General features: G+C 58.6%; 27 protein-coding genes. 19 read left to right on the forward strand and 8 right to left on the reverse strand.

Annotation, left to right across the window (positions count from 1 at the left end):
• The first annotated feature begins 61 nt into the window (after positions 1-61).
• From CEPID_RS01295 to CEPID_RS01305, 4 genes are read left to right on the forward strand one after another with little or no spacing between them, the layout of a single operon-like run.
• Entirely contained in the window at positions 62-370 is a 309-nt protein-coding gene (locus CEPID_RS01295; RefSeq protein ID WP_047239426.1) for a WhiB family transcriptional regulator, read from the forward strand.
• A gap of 14 nt (positions 371-384) precedes the next feature.
• Entirely contained in the window at positions 385-540 is a 156-nt protein-coding gene (locus tag CEPID_RS13060) for a DUF4177 domain-containing protein (RefSeq protein WP_144413408.1), read from the forward strand.
• Positions 537-992: a RidA family protein gene (locus tag CEPID_RS01300; protein WP_047239427.1), complete on the forward strand. Its 456-nt coding sequence runs from the start codon at positions 537-539 to the stop codon at positions 990-992. Before CEPID_RS13060 ends, CEPID_RS01300 begins: the two co-directional genes overlap by 4 nt.
• Positions 993-1,033: 41 nt before the next feature.
• On the forward strand, positions 1,034-1,846 hold the full coding sequence (locus CEPID_RS01305) for an MBL fold metallo-hydrolase (RefSeq protein ID WP_047239428.1): 813 nt from the start codon (positions 1,034-1,036) through the stop codon (positions 1,844-1,846).
• A 106-nt stretch (positions 1,847-1,952) separates the two neighbouring features.
• On the opposite strand, the gene glxR is transcribed toward CEPID_RS01305, so the two are convergent.
• Positions 1,953-2,636, reverse strand: a complete 684-nt coding sequence (gene glxR, locus CEPID_RS01310) for a CRP-like cAMP-activated global transcriptional regulator GlxR (protein WP_047239429.1) — start codon at positions 2,634-2,636, stop codon at positions 1,953-1,955.
• A gap of 218 nt (positions 2,637-2,854) precedes the next feature.
• Positions 2,855-2,992, reverse strand: a complete 138-nt coding sequence (locus CEPID_RS13265; protein WP_158408005.1) for a hypothetical protein — start codon at positions 2,990-2,992, stop codon at positions 2,855-2,857.
• Positions 2,993-3,044: 52 nt separating this feature from the next.
• Here CEPID_RS13265 and nth point away from each other — a divergent pair, with 52 nt between their 5' ends.
• The 4 genes from nth to CEPID_RS01330 are packed head-to-tail and all read left to right on the forward strand — an operon-like array spanning position 3,045 to position 6,328.
• Positions 3,045-3,833 (forward strand): endonuclease III, encoded by a 789-nt coding sequence (gene nth / locus CEPID_RS01315; RefSeq protein WP_047239430.1) that lies wholly within the window; start codon positions 3,045-3,047, stop codon positions 3,831-3,833.
• Positions 3,826-4,392, forward strand: a complete 567-nt coding sequence (locus CEPID_RS01320) for a TlpA family protein disulfide reductase (RefSeq protein WP_047239431.1) — start codon at positions 3,826-3,828, stop codon at positions 4,390-4,392. Before nth ends, CEPID_RS01320 begins: the two co-directional genes overlap by 8 nt.
• Positions 4,393-5,103 carry an NUDIX hydrolase gene (locus tag CEPID_RS01325; RefSeq protein WP_047239432.1) on the forward strand — a complete coding sequence of 237 codons (711 nt, stop codon included), beginning with the start codon at positions 4,393-4,395 and terminating at the stop codon, positions 5,101-5,103.
• 43 nt (positions 5,104-5,146) lie between these two features.
• A complete protein-coding gene (locus CEPID_RS01330; protein WP_047239433.1) occupies positions 5,147-6,328 on the forward strand; it encodes a MarP family serine protease in 1,182 nt (393 codons plus the stop codon).
• 15 nt (positions 6,329-6,343) lie between these two features.
• Here CEPID_RS01330 and CEPID_RS12355 read toward each other — a convergent pair whose 3' ends face one another.
• Together CEPID_RS12355 and CEPID_RS01340 are read right to left on the reverse strand one after the other, a co-directional pair.
• The gene (locus CEPID_RS12355) at positions 6,344-7,063 is read right to left on the reverse strand and encodes an alpha/beta fold hydrolase (RefSeq protein ID WP_052843274.1); all 720 of its coding nucleotides are present in this window, start codon (positions 7,061-7,063) and stop codon (positions 6,344-6,346) included.
• Between the two features lie 74 nt (positions 7,064-7,137).
• The gene (locus tag CEPID_RS01340; RefSeq protein WP_047239434.1) at positions 7,138-7,647 is read right to left on the reverse strand and encodes a phage holin family protein; all 510 of its coding nucleotides are present in this window, start codon (positions 7,645-7,647) and stop codon (positions 7,138-7,140) included.
• 109 nt (positions 7,648-7,756) lie between these two features.
• On the opposite strand from CEPID_RS01340, the gene CEPID_RS01345 reads away from it, so the two are divergent.
• A complete protein-coding gene (locus CEPID_RS01345; RefSeq protein WP_144413409.1) occupies positions 7,757-8,377 on the forward strand; it encodes a hypothetical protein in 621 nt (206 codons plus the stop codon).
• Here CEPID_RS01345 and CEPID_RS01350 read toward each other — a convergent pair.
• Entirely contained in the window at positions 8,358-9,185 is an 828-nt protein-coding gene (locus CEPID_RS01350; protein ID WP_047239436.1) for an HAD family hydrolase, read from the reverse strand. The two genes, CEPID_RS01345 and CEPID_RS01350, sit on opposite strands and share 20 nt — an antisense overlap.
• Before the next feature lie 391 nt (positions 9,186-9,576).
• On the opposite strand from CEPID_RS01350, the gene ssd reads away from it, so the two are divergent.
• From ssd to CEPID_RS01385, 7 genes are all read left to right on the forward strand, one after another.
• On the forward strand, positions 9,577-10,617 hold the full coding sequence (ssd, locus tag CEPID_RS01355; protein ID WP_047239437.1) for a septum site-determining protein Ssd: 1,041 nt from the start codon (positions 9,577-9,579) through the stop codon (positions 10,615-10,617).
• Complete coding sequence (locus tag CEPID_RS01360) at positions 10,611-11,747, forward strand: TadA family conjugal transfer-associated ATPase (RefSeq protein ID WP_083984481.1); 1,137 nt, start codon at positions 10,611-10,613, stop codon at positions 11,745-11,747. The genes ssd and CEPID_RS01360 overlap by 7 nt, the downstream gene beginning before the upstream one ends.
• Positions 11,748-11,751: 4 nt before the next feature.
• The gene (locus tag CEPID_RS01365) at positions 11,752-12,522 is read left to right on the forward strand and encodes a type II secretion system F family protein (protein WP_158408006.1); all 771 of its coding nucleotides are present in this window, start codon (positions 11,752-11,754) and stop codon (positions 12,520-12,522) included.
• A 191-nt stretch (positions 12,523-12,713) separates the two neighbouring features.
• Entirely contained in the window at positions 12,714-13,079 is a 366-nt protein-coding gene (locus CEPID_RS13540; RefSeq protein ID WP_236684270.1) for a type II secretion system F family protein, read from the forward strand.
• A 10-nt stretch (positions 13,080-13,089) separates the two neighbouring features.
• Positions 13,090-13,281, forward strand: coding sequence for a DUF4244 domain-containing protein (locus CEPID_RS01375; protein ID WP_047239440.1), 192 nt, complete (start codon positions 13,090-13,092; stop codon positions 13,279-13,281).
• 15 nt (positions 13,282-13,296) lie between these two features.
• Positions 13,297-13,602: a hypothetical protein gene (locus tag CEPID_RS01380; protein ID WP_047239441.1), complete on the forward strand. Its 306-nt coding sequence runs from the start codon at positions 13,297-13,299 to the stop codon at positions 13,600-13,602.
• Positions 13,599-13,925 carry an Rv3654c family TadE-like protein gene (locus CEPID_RS01385; RefSeq protein ID WP_047239442.1) on the forward strand — a complete coding sequence of 109 codons (327 nt, stop codon included), beginning with the start codon at positions 13,599-13,601 and terminating at the stop codon, positions 13,923-13,925. The genes CEPID_RS01380 and CEPID_RS01385 overlap by 4 nt, the downstream gene beginning before the upstream one ends.
• Here CEPID_RS01385 and CEPID_RS01390 read toward each other — a convergent pair.
• Positions 13,906-16,281, reverse strand: a complete 2,376-nt coding sequence (locus tag CEPID_RS01390; protein WP_047239443.1) for a DEAD/DEAH box helicase — start codon at positions 16,279-16,281, stop codon at positions 13,906-13,908. The genes CEPID_RS01385 and CEPID_RS01390 overlap by 20 nt on opposite strands.
• Positions 16,282-16,583: 302 nt before the next feature.
• Here CEPID_RS01390 and cspE point away from each other — a divergent pair, with 302 nt between their 5' ends.
• Together cspE and topA are read left to right on the forward strand one after the other, a co-directional pair.
• A complete protein-coding gene (cspE, locus tag CEPID_RS01395; RefSeq protein ID WP_047239444.1) occupies positions 16,584-16,787 on the forward strand; it encodes a transcription antiterminator/RNA stability regulator CspE in 204 nt (67 codons plus the stop codon).
• Between the two features lie 674 nt (positions 16,788-17,461).
• Positions 17,462-20,422: a type I DNA topoisomerase gene (gene topA, locus CEPID_RS01400; RefSeq protein WP_047239445.1), complete on the forward strand. Its 2,961-nt coding sequence runs from the start codon at positions 17,462-17,464 to the stop codon at positions 20,420-20,422.
• A gap of 86 nt (positions 20,423-20,508) precedes the next feature.
• Here the strand turns inward: topA and CEPID_RS01405 are convergent, their stop codons facing one another.
• Positions 20,509-21,417, reverse strand: coding sequence for a DUF5692 family protein (locus CEPID_RS01405; RefSeq protein ID WP_047239446.1), 909 nt, complete (start codon positions 21,415-21,417; stop codon positions 20,509-20,511).
• A gap of 71 nt (positions 21,418-21,488) precedes the next feature.
• On the opposite strand from CEPID_RS01405, the gene CEPID_RS01410 reads away from it, so the two are divergent.
• Entirely contained in the window at positions 21,489-21,947 is a 459-nt protein-coding gene (locus CEPID_RS01410) for a TetR-like C-terminal domain-containing protein (RefSeq protein WP_144413411.1), read from the forward strand.
• Here CEPID_RS01410 and CEPID_RS01415 read toward each other — a convergent pair.
• A complete protein-coding gene (locus CEPID_RS01415; RefSeq protein WP_047239447.1) occupies positions 21,944-23,470 on the reverse strand; it encodes an adenylate/guanylate cyclase domain-containing protein in 1,527 nt (508 codons plus the stop codon). The genes CEPID_RS01410 and CEPID_RS01415 overlap by 4 nt on opposite strands.
• Positions 23,471-23,496: the final 26 nt, after the last annotated feature.

Consider the following 23,496-nt stretch of genomic DNA (forward strand, 5'->3'; position numbering starts at 1 on the left):
GTGTGAATACACTTACAGCTGTTAGTGAGAGTTATCTCGACCAAAGGGAGGCCAGGAAGCCGTGACCGCATCACTCTTAAATGAGAAGCAGTTGGTAGAACGAGGCGAATGGGTCACCTTGGCAAAATGCCGCGATGGGGATCCGGACGCGCTATTTGTCCGCGGAGCAGCACAGCGTCGAGCGGCAGCCATTTGTCGGCATTGCCCAGTTATGCTGCAGTGTCGGGCAGATGCACTGGATAACCGTGTGGAGTTCGGGGTCTGGGGAGGGCTGACTGAGCGGCAACGTCGAGCACTCTTGCGCAAGAACCCCCATGTGACTTCCTGGGCAGAATATTTGGCTAATGGTGGGGAACTGGTCGGAATCTAACTAAGCTAGATTTCATGAAAACTTGGGAATATGCATCTGTGCCACTCTTGACGCACGCGACCAAACAAATCCTGGACACCTGGGGTGAGGATGGCTGGGAGCTCGTATCTGTAGTTCCTGGCGCTAATTCGGAGCAACTCGTTGCGTTCATGAAGCGGGAAAAGCAATGATTAGCAATCGATTAGCCGAACTGGGCATTGAACTTCCGGGCGTCGCTAAGCCGGTTGCGGCCTACGTGCCGGCGCTGGCAGTCGGCAACCAGGTGTGGACCTCAGGGCAGCTGCCGATCGTTAAAGGCAACCTGGAAGTGACTGGGAAAGTCGGCTGGGATGTCTCCACGGAGGTCGCCTACGACCTTGCTCGCACTGCTGCGCTCAACGCGCTCGCGGCTATTGACGCGGTTGCTGGGATCGACAACGTCACGCGGGTTCTCAAAGTTACCGGCTATGTGGCTAGCGCGGACGGATATACCGATCAGCCGAAGGTAGTCAACGGTGCATCTGAACTGCTTGGAGAAATTTTTGGCGAGCGGGGAACCCATGTGCGCTCAGCCGTAGGTGTTGCCGAACTGCCACTTGGCGCGCCGGTGGAAATTGAGATTGTGGTTGAGATCGCCAGCTGAGGATCGCAACTTCCTGCCCATTAAAGGATAAGATTGTGACTATGGAGCACCCTGCTTACAGTCAGTTACGTCCAGTTACCGAATCCGCGGCCGTCGTGCTTTGCCCAAACCCCGGGTACAGTTCGCTTGAAGGCACCAATTCGTGGATCATTCGCGGACCCGAGGACACCGTGGCGGTTGTCATCGATCCGGGCCCAGAGGACGAAGGCCACCTCAACGTTCTGCAGCAAAAGGCAGGACATGTCACGTTGACTCTTATCACTCACCGTCACCACGACCACGCCGATTCCATTGATCGATTCCGCCAGCTCACCGGCGCACCAGTACGTGGCTTCGATGCCACCTACTGCCGAGGCGGGGAAAAGCTGGTAGACGGCGAAATCATCACCCTCGATGGCCTCTCCCCGCAAATCGAGGTCGTTCACACGCCGGGCCACACTAGCGACTCTGTGTGCTTCTTCATCTGGAGCGGTGAGGCTGGAAAATCCACCCTCGAAGGCATCATCACCGGAGACACCATCGCCGGACGGCACACCACCATGATTTCCGAGACCGACGGCGACCTCGGAGCTTACCTCGAATCCCTGCGCCTCCTGGAAGATCGTGGCGCAGGCATCCCGATGCTCCCAGCTCACGGGCCAGAGCACGGTGACACCGCCGAATTGGCAGCCAAGTACATCGAGCGCCGCGAGCATCGCCTGGAGCAGGTCAAACAAGCCCGCCGCAAGCTTGGCGACGACGTCTCCATCGAGCAACTCGTCGACGAAATCTACACCGATGTAGATCCCGTTCTGCGGGGCGCTGCTGCGCAGTCCACACGCGTGACCGTGCGGTACCTGGATTCGCTGGGATAGGGGCTAGGCGCTCTCATGCGCCGAACCCAGATGCATGGGTTAGTAAACAGCCCGGGTCTTAGTTCACTGAACTAAGACCCGGGCTCCTTGCTTTCGGCAGTGACGCTTAACGTGCGCGCTTGGCCAGGTGTTCTGCGTCCGAGATGAGGACGGACTTGCCTTCCAAGCGGATCCAGCCGCGCTGTGCGAAGGTGGCGAGCGCCTTGTTTACCGTCTCGCGGGATGCGCCGACGAGCTGCGCGATTTCTTCCTGAGTGAGGTCATGGTTCACGCGCAGGGCGTTGCCCTCCTGGGAACCGAAGCGGTTAGCCAGTTGTAGCAGGGTCTTTGCCACGCGACCTGGCACGTCGGTGAAGATCAAGTCGGCCAGTGAGGCATTGGTGCGACGCAGACGACGTGCGAGGACGCGGAGCAGCTGCTCGGAGATCTCAGGATGATCGGAGATCCATTGGCGCAGCATTTCTGAGTTCATAGTGGCGGCTTGCACTTCGGTCACGCATACTGCGGAGGAAGTGCGGGGGCCTGGGTCGAAGATGGACAGCTCGCCGAACATGTCGGATGGTCCCATTACTGTCAACAGGTTTTCGCGTCCGTCGTTAGCGTGGCGTGCGAGCTTCACCTTGCCTGAGGTGATGATGTACAGGCGATCGCCTGGTTCGCCTTCCTCAAAGATGGTGGTGCCTCGCGGGAAACGCACGGTTTCTAGGTCGCGAATGAGGTTGTTAACAGCGATTGGATCTACACCCTGGAAGATCCCTGCTCGGGATAGGATGTCGTGTACGCCTTCCAAATCACTTCTCCTTGTGAAACGAAACAAAATCGGAAATATAACCGTTCAAATGCGGCGTGCACAGTTCACAATCCGTTAGCAAGCAACTGCGCGATCAGCTAGGCCGCACCCTTAAAGACTCTACATGGGTTTAGAATCAATTGGGGCGAAATGCTGTGATATGTGCAACTTGGCTCGGCTAATGTGAGCAAATTTTTGAATGAAATGGCTTACAAACCCTAGTTTTCTGCTTCAACGTCAGGCGCACCCTGCGCTGGGGTAGACCGGTGTCGGGTGGAAAAGGCCTCAAACTTTTCCATTTGGATGGCGAAAATAGCCAGGACGACGGGGGTCAGCACAGAGAAGAAGATGCTCATTACTCCCAATATACTTAAAGCCTAATTTCTCCTCGCGCCTAAAGTGGAAAACATGAAGAATTGGACAGCGGAAACTCCGCTGGGGAAGAAACGTCGAGCGCGCAGGATCAATCGTGACTTGGCGCTGGCATATCCGCAGGCTCGGGCGGAGTTGGACTTCACCTCGCCACTGGAACTCTTGGTGGCTACGGTGCTTTCTGCCCAAACAACCGACGTTCGGGTTAACCAGGTAACCCCACAGCTTTTTCGGCGCTATCCAACGGCGCAGGCATATGCGGATGCGGTCCCCGAGGAGCTCGATGCCCTCATCAGGCCGACGGGGTTTTATCGCAATAAGGCCACCGCGCTACGTGGGTTAGGTGAGGTGCTGGTCACGGAATACGGAGGCCAGGTTCCGGCCAAACTTGAAGATCTCGTTAAACTGCCAGGCGTCGGACGCAAGACTGCAAACGTGGTGCTCGGGAATGCCTTCGGTGTGCCTGGGCTCACCGTGGACACCCATTTTGGGCGTCTGGTGCGTCGGCTAGGGCTTAGCGACGCCACCGACCCAGTAGCCGTTGAAAAGGAAATCATGGTCCTCATTGAGCGCAAAGAGTGGACAATGTTTTCGCATCGGTTGATTTTCCATGGTCGGCGAGTGTGTCATTCTAGGCGGGCTGCTTGTGGCGCATGCTCGATCGCTAAACTGTGTCCGAATGCAGGGATAGTCGGTCCCGCTGATCCACTAGAAGCGGCAAGATTAGTCAAGGGCAGCGAGCGGCCGCACCTGCTGCAGTTGGTGGGATTGAGCGATGTCGCCAACGAGGCGGGCCTAGTAAAGAACAAGGGTACTGATGAATAACACAGTGAAGTGGTCGATAGCTGGCAGCGTCGTGGTGTTAGCTGTGGTGCTGGCATTGCTTCCTGGGATGCTGCGTAACACTGGGCCAGCGGGAGTGGAAGAGACGGGCGTCGATAAGCCTGCGGTGGCGCAGGTAGATCCTCGCCCGGATTGTCCGGAAGCGGATGTGGCCGGGGTGTCCTTGGCGTGTTTGGGTGGGAAATCTGTCGGCCTGGCAGGCAAACCGACCGTAGTGAACGTGTGGGCTTGGTGGTGCGAGCCATGTCGGGCGGAGTTGCCTGTCATGGACGCTTTTGCGGCGGCTCACCCGGAGTTTTCCGTGGTGGGGGTGCATGCGGACCCGAATGCTGCAAATGGGGCGGCCATGCTGAATGACCTGCAGATCAAGCTGCCCAGCTATCAAGACAATATTGGTGTTTTCGCAGGTAAATTGGCGCTGCCGAACGTGGTTCCTATCACGCTCGTGGTGCGTCCTGACGGCACCGTGGCACGCACATTCCCGCGGACATTTTCAACATTGGCGGAATTGGAAGCCGCGGTTAGTGAGGTGACACTCTAAATGGGAAACAATACGAGTTTGCGTCCAGAGGCGGCGCCGCTATGGATGCACCAGCTTGTCAGCCGGGCGACCGACGGTAGCCTACACAGATCCTTACCGGAGCGCAGCATGAGTGGCGCCGACATGCAGCGCCAGGCCGCGGTGCTAATTTTGCTGGCCGGGGCGGAAACCACCGCGTCGTTGCCCAATGACGCCGAGGTGCTCCTGACACACCGCACCCCACGCATGCGCTCGCATTCGGGGCAGGTGGCGTTCCCTGGGGGTCGACTGGATCCGACGGACACCAACCCCGTCGACTGCGCCCTACGGGAGGCATGGGAAGAAACCGGGCTGGACCGCCAAATGGTCACACCGCTAGCGCAGCTCGATCAGGTGCATATCCGGAGAACGGGCTACCCAGTGCATCCAGTCTTAGCGCACTGGCACACCCCCAGCCCGGTGCGGGTGGCTAGCCCGGACGAGACTGATGACGTGTTTACTGCCCCGTTGCTGTCGCTGATTGACCCGCAGAATCGATTGATGGTGGGGTGGAACGATTGGCAGGGGCCGGCGTTTAAATTCAATGACTACCTCATCTGGGGATTCACGGGCGGTCTCCTAGCCGCGGTCATCGCCTCCGCAGGCTGGGAGCAAGAATTTGACCCCACGGTTCATGACCTCCAGGCTGAGCTGAGCAAGTCCCGGAATCAGGAAAATCAGCTGCTGCGTTAGAATAATGAGTCTTAACCAATAATCAGCCGAGGAGACCACAGGCATGCTTGTCGACGCCGTCATTGCCGTCATCGTCCTTGGCACCCTAATCACGGGTTGGCGCCAAGGCGCCCTGGCTTCGGTGTTGGCCACCGTTGGAGTGATCGCCGGACTAGTTTTGGGTGCGGCAGCGGCTCCGTGGGTGATGAGCTACACCGATTCCACAGCGTTCCGCTTCCTGCTGGCGATCGCTATGGTTGTTCTGCTCGTCGGTGTGGGCAACATGGCTGGCGGGATTGCTGGCAACGCGTTGCGGAACCGGATGAAGCTGCGATCTACGCAACGCTTTGATTCCGTTTTCGGGGCGTTGTTTCAGGCGCTAGCAACGCTAGTGGTGGTCTGGTTGGTAGCCATCCCGTTGGCTACGGTAGCCAGCGGAAGTTTTGCGCAACAACTGCACAACTCCCGGGTGCTGCGTGAGGTTGATCGTTACGCGCCGTCGCCACTGCACTCGTTGCCAAATCAAATTTCGGCGATGCTGAATGAGTCCGGGCTGCCACCGCTAACGTCGCCGTTCAACCCGCAAATCAAGGCGAACGTACTAGCACCGAAAGTTGAGGTGGCTCACCCTGAAGTGGTGCAGGAGATTCGACCGTCGGTGGTGCATGTGCTCGGTCAGGCGTCGCAATGCCGGCACCTGCTATCCGGCAGCGGTTTTGTAGTCTCTGATGACTATGTGTTCACGAATGCACACGTCGTGGCGGGTACCGAGGCAGTGAAGCTCGATACGGTATTGGGTGTCAAGCCGGCTACCGTGGTGTTTTACGATCCTGCTATCGACATCGCGGTCCTTCACGCGCCCGGGTTAGGTCTTGCTCCCTTGACGTGGGCGCCACAACCCGCGGAAAGCGGTGTGGACACCGTCATCATGGGTTTCCCGGGTTCCGGCCCTTTCACGGCCACCACGGCCCGGGTTCGCGAGCGCATCACCATCAACGGGCCGGACATCTATGCACTACATCGAATTGATCGTGAAGCGTACACCATTCGTGGCGAAGTTCGTCAAGGAAACTCGGGTGGCCCAATGGTCACCGAGGATGGTCAACTGCTCGGTATGGTCTTCGGAGCTGCAGTGGATTCCTCCGATACTGGATACGCGCTGACCGGAGAACAAATCCAACGGACCGTGGGGGATTACCAGCAGAAAACGGAGCCGGTAGCTACCGGTGAATGCGTGGCCAAATAGGTTATCCCAGCTCTATTAGACTTGGATGATTGTTGCTGCGCATTCTTCCGGTGAGTACCACTGTGGCATCCCGTGGAGTGTGCTCGTCGGCTGTTGCGCTGTACTGTGCCAGTTTATGGGGAGAGGTGCCAGTGGAAGGCGTGTGTGTTTTAGCCGGGCAGCGTGTGTGCCGCCGACCTGATAAGCCAGGGATCGCAGTTCTACCAGCTCGGATGATTCAGTTGGATCGAGGAGTGATTTGCGTGCGACACGCTGGGGGACTCGACTGCTCACGCGCGCCAGCGCTTGGTTGCGACGCACCGTCCACAGGTTGTTGCGGCCCAAGGGGTCGATCAGAATGAGACGTTGGACGCGCTCGGGGTAATTTGCGGCCAGCGTGGTAGCTGCCCGGGTCGCACTGCCATGAGCTACAACCACGGCATCTTCGTGTCCGAGCGCCCCGATGAGCCCGGCAGCGTCACCTACAGCGAAACGGATTGTGTAGCCGCTGGGTGGCTTATCGCTTTGGCCAAAACCCCTGGCCGTAGCGGCGGCGACGTGAAAATCGGCGCTCAGTAGCGGGATGAGTCGAAGAAAGTCGAACCAACCGCCGAGGGCGTCGTGAAGCAAGAGTACGAACGGTGCGCGCGGGTTTCCGGCGGTGGCAGCGTGGAGGCGCGTGCCACGGGTGTGCACTAACTCATGCTGAAACGGGCCAGGAATGGCCAGCGCACCAGGGGAAACGGGGTGTTGCATGGGAGTTATCTTCGCGCGCGGGAAAAGTGGCGTGCTGGCTCGGAAAACGGGAGGAATTCGGCAGAGTGTGGCTGTTAGGAGTACAGGCCACGGTCCTTAGCTTCGATCTTTGCCGTGGCCTTGCCAGGGACAAGGTTCTTCATGTCCTGAACCGATTGGATCGTCTTCTTAGGTGCCTTTACCTTCTTGATCTGCTTCAAACCAACGAAAGCGAAGATGCCAGCCAAAGCGATCATGATGAGGAAGACCACGAGGAACGCTGCCCAGCGTGGCATCCAGAGGTCGGCGAACAGCTCGGCGAGGAAGAAGAAAAAGAAGAACGAGCTGTAAAGCGCTACGGTGCCTGCCACGCCGAAGAAACCGCCGCCAATTGCGCCCTTCTTTGCAGACTGGGCGATTTCCGTCTTTGCTAGCTCCACTTCGGCGCGGAAGAGGCTGGACATCTGGGCGGTTGCGTCGGAGACGAGGTCACCGATGGAGCCCTGGCCTGCTGCGCGGGTGTCCACGTCAGAAAGTGGAATAGCGTTTACCCGAGGGGCAAACGATTCGTCGCCGGCGGTGTATAGGCCTTTGCCATTGCTCACAGTGATCCTCCAAAAATCCTTTTGTTAAAAGCGTCTAGTTCATAATCGTGCCACGAAACTCCGCGTCGTGCTAATGACCGGTCTCATCGGGCTCACTAATCTAGGTGTCATGACTGAGCCGGAAATCTCACTTGCAGAGCAAACCGCACGGGCCATCGCCCAAGTCCACCGGCGTCCGGTGTCCCTGCGGAAATGGGAAGTGACCAGCGCAGAAGGGGTGCTGCGCGGGGCAAAGCTGTCGGCGCTTATCGACGCCGTCCCGGCCGAGACAGCAATCTCGGTGTACTCGCTTCTGGCACCAGACCTGGTCGAATCTTCTGCGCGGATTTTTTTGCGCAGCCCACTGCAAATCTTGGCGAAAATGGACGTACTAGCAGGTGGGGACGGTAAACCAGTCACCAACGTCTCAGCATTGCAACAATTAGCTCACATCGTGGTCCAGAGACCGGAGAACCTGGCGGGGATAGCCCATGGGGTGATCGCTCACTACGGTTGTTTTGGTTCTCGATCTGGGGTGATTGCCCGAGGGTGCGCTCGTCTAGCAGCCGTCGCAGTAGGCAATGACCCACGAGGGCTGACGGTACCTGAGGTCTATCTGCATCGACACAGTTCTGAATATGCGGCCGCCGTTGCGGGGTTCGCGAGCGACCCGAAGGATTTCTTGGACCTGCAGCTGCGCGCGTTCTTGGCAGGTGCGGCGGAAGCCGAAGCTATTGCTCGGTTGGCTTGAACCGGTAGTTCTTAAACAGCCAGAATCCTCCTGCTGCTAGTGCGGCGGCACCTGCGACAGCGCTAGCACCAATGCCCACTTCTCGGCTGGTCGGGATGTTGAAAAGTGGCTGTGGATTCTTGAATGTGGTGATTTCCCAACCGTGGATGGTGGCGTGGCGTCGCAGCGCCCGGTCGGGGTTTACCGCGACGGCATTTCCTACTTGCTCCAACATCGGGATATCGGTGGCAGAGTCCGAGTAGGCGAAACTGCGGTCTAGGTCGTAGCCGAATTCCTCGGCCAGCCTGCGGATTTCCGCGGCTTTGGCGGGGCCTTTGGCGTAGAAAAGGACCTCTCCGGTGTATACGCCGTCTTTGGTGGCAAGCTCGCTGGCAACGACGTGGTGGACGCCGAGTTCTCGGGCAATGGGGGCGACGAGCTCCGTGACAGAAGCGGAAATTATGATCACGTCGTGACCGAGGTTTTGATGGAAGCGGATGAGCTCCTGCGCTTCGGTATAAATGCTGGGGCTGATCACCGTCTTGAGTGTCTGTTCGGCGATCTCACGAACGGTGGCTACTTCCCAGCCAGTGACCATTTTGGTCAGTTGATCTCGGGTCGAGTCCATTTGCTCGTTAGTGTGCCCAGCGATCATGTAGGTGGCTTGCGCGAGGGTGAGCTGGAGGGCTGCTACCGGGGAGATGAGGCCGTTATTGATGAACTCCCGGCCCACTGCGAAGGCGGAGTTCTTTGCGACCACCGTCTTATCCAGGTCAAAAAAAGCCGCAACCTTGGGCAACTGGGGCAGTTGGGCTGGGGTTTGGTGCATGACGACGATCTTACTTTGCGCAGGAAAACCTGGCAGCGAAAAAATTTTCCGGAAAATTCGCTTTGCTGTTGCACCATGGTATAGGCGATGTATAATAAAAACTGCACGGCCCCGATATACTGTGTGGCCAGCCCCGGCACGTCCCCCCCCTGTTGCCGGGTTAAAAAATGACGACCCGCGCACCACCCCCCCCCGAGGCGCGGGTCGTCGCTTTTTATTTTGGCGCTGGTGGATTTCTACTGTCCTCGTTTGGTTGCATCTCGGTGCAACAACAGATCCCAAGTGAAGCTATCCACAGGTTTTGTGTAACCGTCAACAAAAAGCGGGGTTATCCACACGATGCCGAAAGCCCTCTTGTTCAGAACTGTCGGCATGCACGATATTTGCAGGCATGAACGCCATTCTTGTTGCCATCGCAGACCCGACTCTCCATCCCGAAGTCATGCATATTGCTGCCGCTACCGGGCACAAAATTGTCGACACCGTAGAACCCGTCGAGATTGCCCGGCTAGCGCGGTCAGCGTCGGCGGTCGTCGTCGACAAAGATGCCGCCTTAACTTTGAAAGATTTACCGCCGCGCCCGGGAATTTATTTCGTGGCAGCGGATCCGGGGCCGATCGATTGGCGATCAGCGCTACGTTGCGGAGCCGAAGATGGCTACGTTATTCCTGCGCAGTCCCCGGAACTACTGAGAGCCCTTGGCAGTAGTCAGGAGCCGGAGCCACCGGCACTTGGGCGTCGCAATTGCCTTGGCGTGATGCCAGCAGTAGGTGGCGCGGGGGCCAGTACCCTCGCTGCCGCTGTGGCGCTAGCCAGCGGCAGCGGTGTGCTAATCGACGCTGATCCGTATTCCGGGGGAGTCGATTTGCTGTTAGGTATCGAATCGGAACTCGGCGCCCGTTGGGGTGATATTAGTTTTGATTCTGGACAAGTTTCTTCGCATGACTTGCGCCAAGCCTTGCCCAAAGCTCAGCAGGTCAGCGTCTTGACATCGCACCGGGGCGCTTCCGTCGGGCCCACTTTTTCTCCTGCCGATGTTGTGCGGGCGGTGGATAGTTTACGCACGGAAGACGTCATCATTGATCTGCCGCGGTGGGGTGATCAGATGATCGAAATTGCTGCGGGGTGCGCAGCGCTCGTCGTGGTGATACCTGCGGAGATTCGAGCTTTGTCAGCTGCCGCGGATATTGCCGCCAGATCTCGACGACAGCTCTCCGCGACAGAAATGGTGGCAGTGTTGCGCCATCGGGGTTGGTGTGGGGTTGATCTAGCGGAGGCGGAACGACTGGCTGGCATGCCGATCATCGCAGAGCTGCCTCATGTCTCAACACTTTCGAAGTCCGTGGAAACCCAAGGATTGGTGAAACTGCCACGGGCGCTTAAGAAATGTGCCGAGGAAATCCTCGCTGAACGGCGGGTATGGGCATGCTGAGCCAACGAGAAATCATCGAAAGAATCCAGCAACAGCTCGCTAGCCGAACAGCGAGTGAAGTCACCCCGACATTCGTAGCTCAGCTCGTGCGTCAAGAAGCAGGCGTGATCAGCGATGAAGCGGTTTTGCAAGTGTTAAGACGCATCCGCAACGACTCTCAAGGTGTGGGCGAACTTGAGCAGATTCTGGCTGTTCCCGGTGTGACGGATGTGCTGGTCAACGGGCCAGACTCGGTCTGGTTCGATCGCGGGCAGGGAGTAGAACGAGCCCGATTGACCTTTGATAGTGAGGCCTCGGTTCGGCAGTTAGCAACTCGGCTGGCAGTGTCTTGTGGACGCCGACTGGATGATGCTCAGCCTTTCGCCGACGGCCGGTTACTTCGCGACGATGGCTCCAGTATCCGTGTGCACGCCATGCTCTCTCCTCCAGCGGAGGGCGGTACTTGCATCTCGCTGCGGGTGCTCCGGCAGGCGTCGACAAGCTTGGCTGATTTGGAGAAGCGCGCAAGTGTGCCCGCGGAGGCAGCGCAGTTGCTGCGGGCGGCGGTGCGCGATCGACAGTCTTTTCTGGTCGTGGGCGGAACGGGCTCTGGGAAAACGACGTTGCTATCCGCCCTGCTCGGGGAGGTATCGCCTGAGGAACGAATCATTTGCATTGAGGACACCGCAGAACTCAAGCCGCAGCATCCTCATGTGTTGAGTTTGGTGGCCCGGACGCACAATGTGGAAGGGGCAGGTGCTATCTCAATGGGCGATCTGCTCAAACAAGCATTGCGGATGCGTCCCGACCGGATTGTGCTGGGTGAGATCCGTGGGGCGGAAGTCGTTGATCTACTGGCCGCTCTAAACACCGGCCATGACGGTGGAGCTGGGACTATCCACGCCAATTCCATTCACGAAGTCCCCGCCCGGATGGAAGCACTCGCACGGCTGGGCGGGCTCGACCGGGATGCTTTGCACGCGCAGCTCATCGCGGCGGTGCAGCTAGTAGTGGCGATGAAGCGAACCCCGCAGGGGCGGTTTCTGGCGCATATTGGGAGGCTCGTCAACACGAGGGCGAGGGAACTGGCCATCGAGTCGATCTGGTCCCACCCTGATCCCGCGCTTTCTGCCGGAGGTCACGATGATTAGCTGCTTGCTCCTGGCGACTGCACTGCTGGTCTTGCCGACTGGACGGGCCAGCCACCGAATAGCCGGTCAAAAGAATCACCAAGTTCGGTGGAGCGTGCTCACAGTCCCCGTTGTGGTGATCGGAGCGTGGTGGGCGGGCGTTGGGCTGCTGCTAGCTGGGACCGTGGTCGCTGCGACGCTGTGGTGGACGGTACAGCGCGGACGTCGACGCCGAACAGCTACGCGCAATGCCCAAGCGACGGCAGCAGTCGTCGGTCAGCTACTCAGCGATGTCGCGGCCGGGGCGTCCATCGGCCACAGCATTCGCGGGATCAGCGCCAACCTCCCACCTGCAACGACACCGGAGATCGCCGGGGTCCTCCACACAACGGCCCGGCACACTGCGATGGGGGCCAGCGGGGCACACCTGCTCATCGACGCCCCTAGCACCTGCCCTGATCTGCGCTATCTAGGAAAGCTCTGGGCGGTGTCGGAATCGCGCGGTATCGCGTTGGGAGTGCTCCTGGAACAATGCCAACGACGTATCGATACTCGGCTGCGGCATTCCGCTAGTACTCAGGCATCCTTGCAGGGCCCGCAGGCAACAGCTGTGGTGCTTGCTCTGTTGCCGCTAGCTGGGATTGGAATGGGAGCCGCGATGGGCGCGCATCCCCTTGAATTTCTCTGCCAAACTTCGTTGGGCAATGTACTGCTCATCGGTGGGGTGAGCCTCGCCTGTGGGGGATTCGCGTGGGTACAGGTGATGACCCACCGGGCTGCGGGGCACCAATGTTGACCTTGATACTGCTAGCAATCGCTTTGTGGGTTTGGCCGACACGACGTTCAAGCCAACGAATCGTCGCCCAACCACGACCCCACGCTCGTCAGCGGGACGGCCCGACCGACGCGTTGACGATCTCTGCAGACATCGACTTGTTTGCCTCATGTGTGCGCGCCGGGCGCTCTACTGCCCAAGCAGCAGACATCGTGGCAGAACTTGCACATGGCCCGACCCGTGAGGTGTGGGGTTCGATTGCTGCCTTATTGAGAATCGGGGTGGATGCTCGCGCTGCGTGGGCGCCCGCCGAAGGCACACCTGGGATTGCGGATGTCGCCCGGATCGCGGAGGTGTCTGAGCACACCGGTGCCGCCCTGGCAAATAGTTGCCAGCGCGTAGCCGAAACCTTACGACAAGAAGCCAACGATACCGCTGTAGCAAGCGCAGAACGGACGGGTGTTCTGATCGCACTTCCGCTGTCATTGTGCTTCCTACCAGCGTTCTTCATCTTGGGGCTCGCCCCAATAGTCATCAACCTTGCCAGCACAATGCTGTACCAATCACCACAACCTTAGGAGAAAACTCATGTCTGAAAACTTTGCCCGCGTCTTGCGATCCCTGCGTGACGACGAGGGAATGAGCACGATCGAGTATGCAATGGGCTCGCTAGCAGCTGCCGCCCTGGCCGCGGTGCTATTTACCGTGGTCAATGGGGATCAAGTGGTCAATGCGATCCAAGGTATTCTCACCTCGGCGCTGGCGGATGTTCCGTCGTAGCTTCGCGAACGCCCCATGAACGACGATGAAGGATCGGTCACCATCGAGGCGGCCTTCGGGATCGCGGTGCTGGTCATGGTGGCAGCGATGATTGTTGCTGCTCTTGCGACTCTCGCCGCGCAGATCCAAGCCGTGGATACTGCTGGAGCTGCCGCACGTGCGCATGCGATAGGTGAGGGGTTTGAACCAGCGCGAGGCACCGTGTCGGTGAGTGAAAACGATGCGTGGGTCGAAGTACAAGCGAAGGTTCCTGCGCCATTGGGAACCATGGTTGCCACCGCTCGATTCCCCGCAGAAAATACGGCCGGGGCCAGCCGATGATGCGCCATTGGCTTCTCGACGACCGTGGGAATCTCACGATCGTCTCCGCTGCGATTTCGGCAGCTGTGCTGTCCATTTTCGGCATAGCTGCGTTCGCCGCGGGGATGGTGGTGGCGACGCACCGAGCTCAGGTAGCCGCAGATCTATCAGCTGTGGCAGGAGCCTGGGCCGTGTATGCGGACCAAGCCGGCTGTGAGGTCGCCCGAACTGTCGCAGGAGAGAACAAAGCAAGACAAGTTTCGTGTGTAGTAAAAGGAGGTGATGTTCACACAACGGTGGAAGTCCGCGGGCGCCACGCAACGGCTAAGGCTGGTCCGTTGTAGTGGATTTCATCATGGTATCCAGGGCGCTGAGCAGCTTTATTGCGCCCGACTTGTCGAGTGGATTATTGCCATTGCCACACTTGGGTGATTGCACACAGGAGGGGCAACCAGACTCGCACGGGCAGGAAGTGACGGCGAGGAAGGTGGCTTCAATCCATTCGGCGAAGCGATGGAATCCGTGGTCGGCGAACCCAGCCCCACCGGGGTGACCGTCGTACACAAAGACAGTGGGCAAGCCAGTGTCTGGATGCTCGGCGGTAGACACCCCACCAATGTCCCAGCGATCGCATGTCGCCAGCAACGGCAGCATGCCGATGGCGGCATGCTCGGCTGCGTGTAGTGACCCTGGGATATCACCAGCGGCGATACCCATGGCGGACAGTGCCAATGGGTCAATGGTGTAGGCCACCGCCCGGGTCGTGAGCTGCTGAGCAGGCATGTTGAGGGCAACCGAATCTAGGATCGTGCCGTCGGCAAGCTTGGCTACGTAGCCCACGACCTGCGTGGTGACCTCTACGTCAACATTGGCCACCCACAGGCCAGGACTCGGATTGATGAGTTCGCTGTCACCGGGATTGCTGATGATGCGGATGTCAGTGGTACTGCGAGCATAGGTGGAGTACTCCGGAGCTTTGGGTTCAGCGAGAGCGAGGTATTCATCGAGGTCCAAAGATTCAATGACATAAGTTTCGCCTTGGTGCACGTACACCGCGCCGGGATGGACCTGGGCTGGGGCTCGCTCGGTGTCAATGGTGCCGAGTAGACGTCCGGTGGTGGACTCGACGATCATCACTTCGTGGCCCGATCCGCCTCGCAAATTCACCTGGTCATGGGCGGTATCTGGCGTGATTGGCGCATCGGGTAGGTCGGCGGCGAACCACCCGCGAGGGCGACGTCGTAGCAGGCCTAGCGAAGTGAGTTCCTCGACAACTTGCTCGGCTCCCCACGCGGACACATCCGCTGGTGAAAGCGGCTTTTCTACAGCAGCGCAGTAGATGTGCCCGCGGAGAATGTAAGGGTTGGTGGGATCGAAAACGATTTGCTCGATGGGGCGTCGCAGGAGGGCATCTGGGTGATGAACTAGGTAAGTGTCCATGGGTTCGTCCCGTGCGACGAACACTACCAATGAGCCCTGACCGCGTCGGCCAGCGCGCCCTGCCTGCTGCCAAAAGGAGGCGACAGTTCCGGGAAAGCCGGCAGTGACCACTGCGTCCAATCCACCGACGTCAATGCCCAATTCGAGGGCGTTTGTGGTGGCGACTCCTAGGAGGGTGCCGTCGTCAAGCATGCGCTCAAGCCGGCGGCGGTCCTCGGCGAGGTAGCCTGCGCGGTAGCTCGCCACGCGACGGGAGAAGTCGGGCCGGCCGAGCAGTGCGAGTTCTTCCGCTGCACGCAGCGCGACACTTTCGGCGCCACGCCGTGACCTCACGAAAGTGAGTGTGCGAGCGCCTTCAGCGATGGCCGTAGCCATGATGCCGGCGGCTTCCGAGGTGGCGGACCTACGCACCGGGGCTCCGTTTTCGCCGGACAGTCCTTCGATGAATCCAGGTTCCCACAGCATGACGGTGCGCGCCCCGGTAGGAGCGCCGTCTTCAGTGACCTCCGCGACTTCAGACCCGATGAGGTTGCTTGCGTGCGCTCCAGGCGCAGTGGCGGTTGCGGAGGCCAAAATGAAGGTCGGATCGCTGCCATAGTGGGCGGCGAGGCGTCGTAACCTGCGGATAACGAGGGCGACGTGAGCGCCGAACATCCCTCGATAGGCATGGCATTCATCAATGATGACGAACTTCAAATGTCGAAAGAACCGACCCCACCTGGAATGATTGGCGAGCATGGACGCATGGATCATGTCCGGATTGGAGAAAATGAAGCGCGCATTGTCGCGGATCCCAGCCCGCGCCTCGGTCGGCGTGTCGCCGTCATAGGGCGCCGCGGCTATCCCGTTCAAGCTGGGGACTTGCCGAGTGAGCTCCAAAATGTTGCGGAGCTGATCCGAGCCCAGGGCCTTTGTGGGCGTGAGATAAAGAGCACAAGCCTGCGGATCAGCTGCCAACTCGGCGAGGGGCGGCAGGAGATAACCCAGCGACTTTCCCGAGCTCGTGCCCGTGGCCACCACCACATGCGTGCCCTGCCTCGCCAGCTTTGCGACGCGTTCCTGATGGACATAAAGCTGCTGCACTCCCGAATCTTGCAGGTAGGCAACCAAATCGGCGGGAACCCACGCTGGCCACGGGGCGAACTGGGCAGGGGTGGGAGCCATCGTTTCGAGATGAGTGCAGTGCGACTCGGGGTAGCGGCGCTGCAGTAGATCTGCAATCTCGGTTCCGATTGTGGGATATTGATGTTTTTCGGGCAAAAGCGTGCTTTCAAAGTGCCGTTCAGGAAAAATTTATTGTGGTGTTGACCTGCGGATAAACAAGTGTTAGGTAAAAACTTTCTATAAGAGACTATCGCTAAAGCCTTTTTCATGACACACTGGTCCTTGGTCGCAGTTTCCACGCGCAGAGTCATATGGCGCTCGCAGAGGATAGTTGTTAGATTGCGAGCGCTCGTTGCTACACACCTTCACTGGTGCGAAGTGATCGGGGGTTCACAACGGCCCGTTGTTCCTTCAACATCTTGGAACAATGTATTCGCACTGAAGAAAAAGGTTTTAACATGGCACAAGGCACCGTTAAGTGGTTCAACGCTGAAAAGGGCTTCGGCTTCATCGCTCCTGCAGATGGCTCTGCAGACGTGTTCGTTCACTACTCTGAGATCCAGGGCAACGGCTTCCGTACCCTTGAAGAGAACCAGCAGGTTGAGTTCGAGATCGGCGAAGGCGCAAAGGGCCCACAGGCTCAGAACGTCACCGCTATCTAATTTCAATAGCTAGCTTCAAGCTCCACCAAACCGGAAACGGTCGGGTGGAGCTTTTGCGTTTTTCGGGTGAACATGGTGCGCGATTGCCTTTCACATGGTTCAAAAACGCCGGCGGGTTCGAAGGCATTCAACGCGGGCTATGTAGAGAATCGTGTGTCTGGTCGGTGTGTCGCCGGCCATGCGGGTTTGCTGCACAAGTGCTATGTCGTCGCTTCGGCGTAGTCCGACTACGTAGAGCAGCGATTTTTGATGAATAAAAGCCCGCAGCGGTAGTCCGACTACTCCGAAGGGACGACATCGAGCGGTCTAAAGCTCCCTGACAACAACAAATGCTGGTTTGAGGGTCACTACGTCGCGGAATTCACGAAGCTGAGAAGTACTTTTATTCACTTAGCCCAGCTTCAAAAAGTAAGCCATTTTCGCAGCCATTTTCGCAGCCATTCAACGCGCCGACCGTGACCGCTCAACGCGCAGATTCCGAGCGCTGGGTTTGCATAAAAGTGGCACCCATTCGCGGCACTCTAATTGACGTTGCCCCTAATTAGAGGCAATGATTAGAACAAATTACGGCTCCTTTCGTAGTAGAGCCATATATAACTGTGTACGGTAGTGAAGAAATGCACGTTGCAGCCCACCAGATGTGAAGTATCAAAGGAGGGCGATGAGGAAGGATTGTGTCCGCTGTGGCAGGTACTGAGCCGGGCGTAAAGCGCCTAGTGATTGTGGAGTCGGCGACCAAGGCGAAGAAAATTCAGCCCTACTTGGGGAAGGATTACATCGTTGAAGCGTCTGTCGGCCACATTCGTGACTTGCCGCGCGGTGCCGCGGACGTGCCCGCGAAGTACAAGAAAGAGCCGTGGGCTCGCTTGGGAGTGGACACTGACAATGGTTTTTCGCCTCTTTACGTGGTCAGCGCAGACAAAAAGAAGAAGGTCGCGGATCTGAAGGCCAAGCTCAAGGACGTCGATGAGCTTCTGCTGGCAACTGACCCCGACCGCGAGGGCGAGGCAATTGCTTGGCACTTGCTGGAGGTTTTGAAGCCAAAGGTGCCGGTTAAGCGCATGGTTTTCAATGAGATCACCAAGCCAGCCATCATTGCGGCTGCGGAAAACACCCGCGATTTGGACGAAAACCTCGTCGACGCGCAGGAAACCCGCCGCATTTTGGACCGCCTCTACGGCTACGAAGTTTCGCCGGTGCTGTGGAAGAAAGTGATGCCACGGCTATCCGCGGGACGCGTTCAATCTGTCGCTACTCGCGTGATTGTGGAGCGGGAACGCGAGCGCATGGCGTTCATTTCCGCACAGTACTGGGACCTTATCGCGGAATTTAACACGGGCAAGCCGGAAACCGCGGAGAATCCCAGCCAGTTCGCTGCTCGTTTGACGGCGCTGTCCGGCAAGCGCGTCGCCCTGGGACGCGATTTCAATGACCGCGGTGAGCTCAAAGGCAAAGATGTCGTCGTCATCACGGAAAGCCAAGCTAAGGCGCTTGCCGACGCGCTGACCGGCCAACCCATGCGGGTGGCCAATGTTGAGGAGAAGCCGTACACGCGTCGGCCATACCCACCGTTCATGACGTCGACGCTGCAGCAAGAGGCGGGCCGCAAGCTGCACTTTACCTCGGAACGCACGATGCGCATCGCGCAGCGCCTGTACGAAAATGGCCACATCACCTATATGCGTACGGACTCGACCACTCTGTCGCAGGCCGGCATTAATGCCGCTCGGCAGCAGGTCAAGGAGCTGTACGGTGCACAATTTGTGGCCGCTCAGCCTCGCCAGTACACCCGCAAGGTGAAGAACTCGCAGGAAGCCCACGAGGCTATTCGGCCCGCGGGTGAAACATTCACCACCCCAGGGCAGTTGCACGGCCAACTCGACGCCGAAGAATTTAAGCTCTACGAGCTTATTTGGCAGCGCACCGTCGCTTCGCAAATGGCGGACGCGCGTGGCACGTCCATGAAGGTGACCATCGCCGGTAGTGCCGCCAGTGGCGAGGATGTCGAGTTCGCCGCCACGGGTCGTACCATCACCTTCCCGGGCTTCTTGAAGGCCTATGTGGAAACTTCCCGTCTCGAGGATGGGCGCGATGTAGCGGACAATGCCGAAAAGCGACTGCCACGGCTTACAGAGGGCGATCCATTGGGCGTCGATAAGCTGGAGGCGGAAGGTCATTCCACGAATCCTCCTGCGCGCTACACCGAGGCGAGCCTCGTGAAGAAGATGGAGGACCTGGGGATTGGGCGTCCGTCGACGTATGCGAGCATCATCAAGACGATTCAAGATCGTGGCTACGTGCTGCCACGTGGCAATGCGCTCGTGCCGAGTTGGGTGGCGTTCGCGGTGGTTGGTCTTTTGGAGCAGAATTTTTCCTCGCTCGTTGACTACGACTTTACGTCCTCGATGGAAGATGAACTCGATGACATTGCAGCCGGCAACGAGGACCGCACCGAGTGGCTCACCGGTTTCTACTTCGGCAATGCCGAGGCCTCCGAAGCTACGGCCGACTCCATCGCGCGCCTCGGCGGGTTGAAGGCCCTGGTCGGCGATAACCTAGAGCATATCGACGCCCGTGAGGTCAACTCCCTCAAGCTGTTCGAAGACTCCGAAGGGCGCCCAATTTTTGTTCGAGTCGGACGCTATGGTGCGTACCTTGAGCGAGTCGTCGGCCGCACCGCGGAAGGCGAGCCTGAGTACCAGCGTGCCAACCTGCCGGAATCCACCACTCCGGATGAGCTTTCGCTTGAGGCAGCCGAGAAGCTCTTTGCCATTCCACAAGGCGGGCGTGAGCTGGGTGTGAATCCGGCGAACGGTCGCATGATCGTGGCTAAGGATGGTCGCTTTGGCCCGTACGTCATCGAGCAGGTTCGCGATGAAGAGCGCGCCACGGTGGAGGCCGAAGCCGAAAAGATCGTGGCCGCTGAGCGCGCAGAAGAAGACGCGCAACGCAAGGCGGAAGGCAAGCGGGCCAAGAACTGGGATACCAAGACGGCCGCTGCCCAGAAGGAAAAGCGGATCAACCAGATCATCGAGGAAACTCTCAAACCTGGAACGGCTTCGCTCTTTTCGACGATGGAGCCGGCCTCGGTCACCTTGGAAGAAGCCCTGCGCTTGCTGTCCCTACCGCGGGAAGTCGGTGTCGATCCTTCGGACAACGAGGTCATTACAGCCCAAAACGGCCGGTACGGCCCGTACCTGAAGAAGGGCAACGATTCGCGGTCGCTGGCCAACGAGGAACAGATCTTCAGTATCACCCTCGACGAAGCACGCGCTATCTACGCCGAGCCGAAACGACGCGGTCGTGGCGCCACCACCGCCACCCCGCCGTTGAAGGTGCTGGGGGATAACGATGTTTCGGGCAAGCCAATGGTCATCAAGGATGGTCGATTCGGCCCATACATCACCGATGGCACCACCAATGCGTCGCTGCGCAAGGGTGATTCGCCGGAGACGATGACGGACGCTCGAGCCAACGAGCTGTTGTCTGAACGTCGCGCCAAGGAGGCCGCGAACCCGGCTCCCGCGAAGAAGGCGGGGAAGAAGGCTGCCAAGAAGACCACTAAGAAAGCCGCGAAGAAAGCGGTGAAGCAGACCACGAAGCGCGTGGTGAAGGCGGGTGCGAAGAAGCGCTAACCCGTTGAATCCTCGAAAAGCTCCCCGGGCCGGAGGTTGTTACAACTCGGCTGGGGGAGCTTTTGGTTTGGATGCGACTGCGAGGATCAGCTCATCGCTAATGGGTGCTGATCGGTGACGTTCGAAGCGGTGTGAGGGATGTTGATGTTCGCACTAAGCACCTCCTGATAGCTGCCGTGGTCGGTGTAGATTTCATCTTGAAGGGGATGGAGCTTTTGCGCACGGATCCGATGAATCTGGTAGCCAAATACGGCGATGTTTGCAGCGAGAGCGACGGCGGAGACAAGGAATAGTGCGGTTGGACTGTGGGAAGCGGAAACCGCGAACTTAGAATCGGTAACAAAGCTTGGCACTGCCATAGTGAACATCGTCCAGAAAGCCAGGGTATTAGCACGGTGCTGTAGCCAAGCACCCTTCTTGATAAAGAAGGCTGGGATTGTGCAGGAAATAAGCAGTGCAGCGCCCGCGTAGAACGAGTGGTCACCAACGCAGTTGTAGACGTAGGCGATGATCCAGAACCACAGCATGTCCGGCCAAATCATATCCTTCGACGAGTCGCGGGAAATGATTATGCCCGTCCAGCCACAAATCGTGATGAGGTTCAGCAAGCCAGCGATGCCGTTCATGTAGTTCCAGGAGCCGGAAACCATGTGAACGTCATCGACCAAACCATCAGCGTTCATGGCGCCGACTTGGAAGTCGCGGATGCAAGCTTCCAAAATGTTAAGGCCGAGGATGAAGGGTGGGAAGCACAACGCCCAACGTTTGGCTGCAAGTTTGGGGTGATAACGCAGGGCCATAAAACCAAGGCAGCCGGCCAAAGCGGAATAGACCTTCACCCAGTGAAACCAGGTGCCGGTAGAAGACCCAGGCCCAGCAGTGGTGGGCCACACGAAGATCGTGAGGATGATCGGCAGCGCGATGAAGAATGCCCAACCGGCGCCACGCCAACGTCGTACGATTTCGTTTAACCCGATGAGGGCTCCGAGGACCACAAACCAGGCAAGCTTTCTACTATCACTTCAGCGATGTCTATGACGCAGCAGCGTTGCTCTTTCAAGAAGAAGTGGCGCGTCACATTCTTTCTCATGCGCACTATGATTCCTGGGCATCTGGTTTCCAGGAGCTTTTGGAGTATATGCACCAACATCGGCCGCAGGTCCACGCGATCCTAAAGTCTTTGCGGAAGGCTGAAATGGAGCGGTTCTTCTTCCGGGCGTTGCGACAAATGATGGCGGCGATCGTGGCGGAGCTGTCGATCGGACACACCCTTGATGACGCAGATCAGAAATTCATCATTGACCACTACACCTTGGCAGTGCTAGGACACCTCTCGCACTGGATAGCAACGGGAATGAAGGACGACCCAGCGGAACTTGTACGACGGCTACAGTTTGTCATGCAGGGACATGTGCTGGAATCGATCGAACGCTATGCCATCGGTTTTGTTCAGCCAAAAGATAGCCGGTTATTAGACCCCAGCAGCTGTGCCGATCAGATTGCGGGAGACAATCAGGCGAGCTAGGACCGATCCGCCAGCGTCGGCCGGATTGGGCGGGCGAGCTGGGTCATTTCGTTACGGCCACGAAGTTCGACAGATTTCATTACCGTCCAGCGGGCTTGTTCTGCTTCGTTGGCCGCCCGCAGGGTCGCCGCGTTGGAAAGGATACGACCGGGGGTGTCTTTCGCTAGTTCGGTGAGGCGCGCTGCGGTATTAACGGCGTCGCCGATGACGGTGTATTCGAAGCGGTCGTGGCCACCGATGTGGCCGGCGACGACATGGCCGGCGGCGACACCAATGCCGCAGGCGAGTTCCAGGTCTTTCAGCTCATTGCGCAGTTCTCGGGCCGCGGTGAGGGCGTGCCCGGCGGCGTCGGAAAGCGGCAGCGGTGCCCCGAAGATGGCCAGAGCGGCATCGCCTTGGAACTTGTTGATCACGCCCTTGTTGCGGTGAACGACCTCGACGACATGCTCAAAGAACTCGTTGAGAGCTGCCACGACCTCTTCTGGCGTGTGGTTGACAGCGAAGGTGGTGGAGCCGATGACGTCGACAAATAGCACTGCTACGCTGCGATCCTCACCGCCCAGGGTAGGACGTTCCTCCAGCGCACGGCGGGCGACTTCGGTACCGACGTAACGGCCGAACAGGTCACGGACTCGCTGTCGTTCCTTTAGGCCGCGCATCATTTCATTGAATCCGGCCTGGAGCACGCCGATTTCGGAACCGTCGTAAATATCGACGGTGACGTCGGTTTCTCCGCGCCGCACGGAATTGATGGCTTCTTGAAGCTCGTGGATCGGGTCGACCACGCTCATAATGACAAGTGTTTGCGCGACGAATCCGGTCAGCAGCGAAACCGCACCCAGCGCCAAGATCGCTGGTAGGAGCTCATTGGCGTCGGCGGTGAAATAGCCCGAACGCTGCCCGATTACCAACAAACAGATGCCCAGCAGCGGGACGGCGGACGTGACCGCCCAGGTGGCGCGAAGTCGCTGGGTCACCGGGGGTTCGAGGGTGGAATCTTCGAAGCGCTGCGCTAGGGCAGCTGCCGCCACCGGGCGGACTAGTCGTTCGGCTGCGAGATAGGTCAGCAGGACCGACATCGAACCGCCGAGAATACTGACCAGGCACACCACCAAGCCAAGGCGACCGCTCACGGAGGCAGCTTGCGCCGTCGCGATAAACACACCGAAGATCCACACCACGATGCACAGCAACGACTGGTAAATCGGAATCCGCATGACCAGGTTGCGAACCATATTTGGGTCGTGCGTTTCCGGCTCATGCTGCCAGACGAGGACGGGGCGGAACAGCCAGAATGTCACTATCGAGCTCAGTACTACCGCGATAATTAGGTAGGCAATTCCGATGAGGGGAAACTTCCCAGCCGTGCCACTGAGCAGCGACTTTTCGTCCATGGGGATGAGGAAATGGAAGAACAGCATCGTCGCCACGGCGCCAAGCACATTCGACACCGCGATGACGGCAGCGTAAAGCGGCCATGAGGTCTTCATGAGCCAAATTACAATCTCCCCAAAACGCGTCATGTTAATAACTTTATCGTCCCGAGACA

The organism is Corynebacterium epidermidicanis (assembly GCF_001021025.1).
GTDB classification, from domain to species: Bacteria; Actinomycetota; Actinomycetes; order Mycobacteriales; family Mycobacteriaceae; genus Corynebacterium; species Corynebacterium epidermidicanis.

Coding starts and splice junctions, on each gene's coding strand:
- CEPID_RS13060 (WP_144413408.1), top strand. CDS start 385: ATGAAAACTTGGGAATATGCATCTGTGCCACTCTTGACGCACGCGACC.
- CEPID_RS01300 (WP_047239427.1), top strand. CDS start 537: ATGATTAGCAATCGATTAGCCGAACTGGGCATTGAACTTCCGGGCGTC.
- CEPID_RS01305 (WP_047239428.1), top strand. CDS start 1,034: ATGGAGCACCCTGCTTACAGTCAGTTACGTCCAGTTACCGAATCCGCG.
- CEPID_RS13265 (WP_158408005.1), bottom strand. CDS start 2,992: ATGAGCATCTTCTTCTCTGTGCTGACCCCCGTCGTCCTGGCTATTTTC.
- nth (WP_047239430.1), top strand. CDS start 3,045: ATGAAGAATTGGACAGCGGAAACTCCGCTGGGGAAGAAACGTCGAGCG.
- CEPID_RS01320 (WP_047239431.1), top strand. CDS start 3,826: ATGAATAACACAGTGAAGTGGTCGATAGCTGGCAGCGTCGTGGTGTTA.
- CEPID_RS01325 (WP_047239432.1), top strand. CDS start 4,393: ATGGGAAACAATACGAGTTTGCGTCCAGAGGCGGCGCCGCTATGGATG.
- CEPID_RS01330 (WP_047239433.1), top strand. CDS start 5,147: ATGCTTGTCGACGCCGTCATTGCCGTCATCGTCCTTGGCACCCTAATC.
- CEPID_RS12355 (WP_052843274.1), bottom strand. CDS start 7,063: ATGCAACACCCCGTTTCCCCTGGTGCGCTGGCCATTCCTGGCCCGTTT.
- CEPID_RS01345 (WP_144413409.1), top strand. CDS start 7,757: ATGACTGAGCCGGAAATCTCACTTGCAGAGCAAACCGCACGGGCCATC.
- CEPID_RS01350 (WP_047239436.1), bottom strand. CDS start 9,185: ATGCACCAAACCCCAGCCCAACTGCCCCAGTTGCCCAAGGTTGCGGCT.
- ssd (WP_047239437.1), top strand. CDS start 9,577: ATGAACGCCATTCTTGTTGCCATCGCAGACCCGACTCTCCATCCCGAA.
- CEPID_RS01360 (WP_083984481.1), top strand. CDS start 10,611: ATGCTGAGCCAACGAGAAATCATCGAAAGAATCCAGCAACAGCTCGCT.
- CEPID_RS01375 (WP_047239440.1), top strand. CDS start 13,090: ATGTCTGAAAACTTTGCCCGCGTCTTGCGATCCCTGCGTGACGACGAG.
- CEPID_RS01380 (WP_047239441.1), top strand. CDS start 13,297: ATGAACGACGATGAAGGATCGGTCACCATCGAGGCGGCCTTCGGGATC.
- CEPID_RS01385 (WP_047239442.1), top strand. CDS start 13,599: ATGATGCGCCATTGGCTTCTCGACGACCGTGGGAATCTCACGATCGTC.
- cspE (WP_047239444.1), top strand. CDS start 16,584: ATGGCACAAGGCACCGTTAAGTGGTTCAACGCTGAAAAGGGCTTCGGC.
- CEPID_RS01415 (WP_047239447.1), bottom strand. CDS start 23,470: ATGACGCGTTTTGGGGAGATTGTAATTTGGCTCATGAAGACCTCATGG.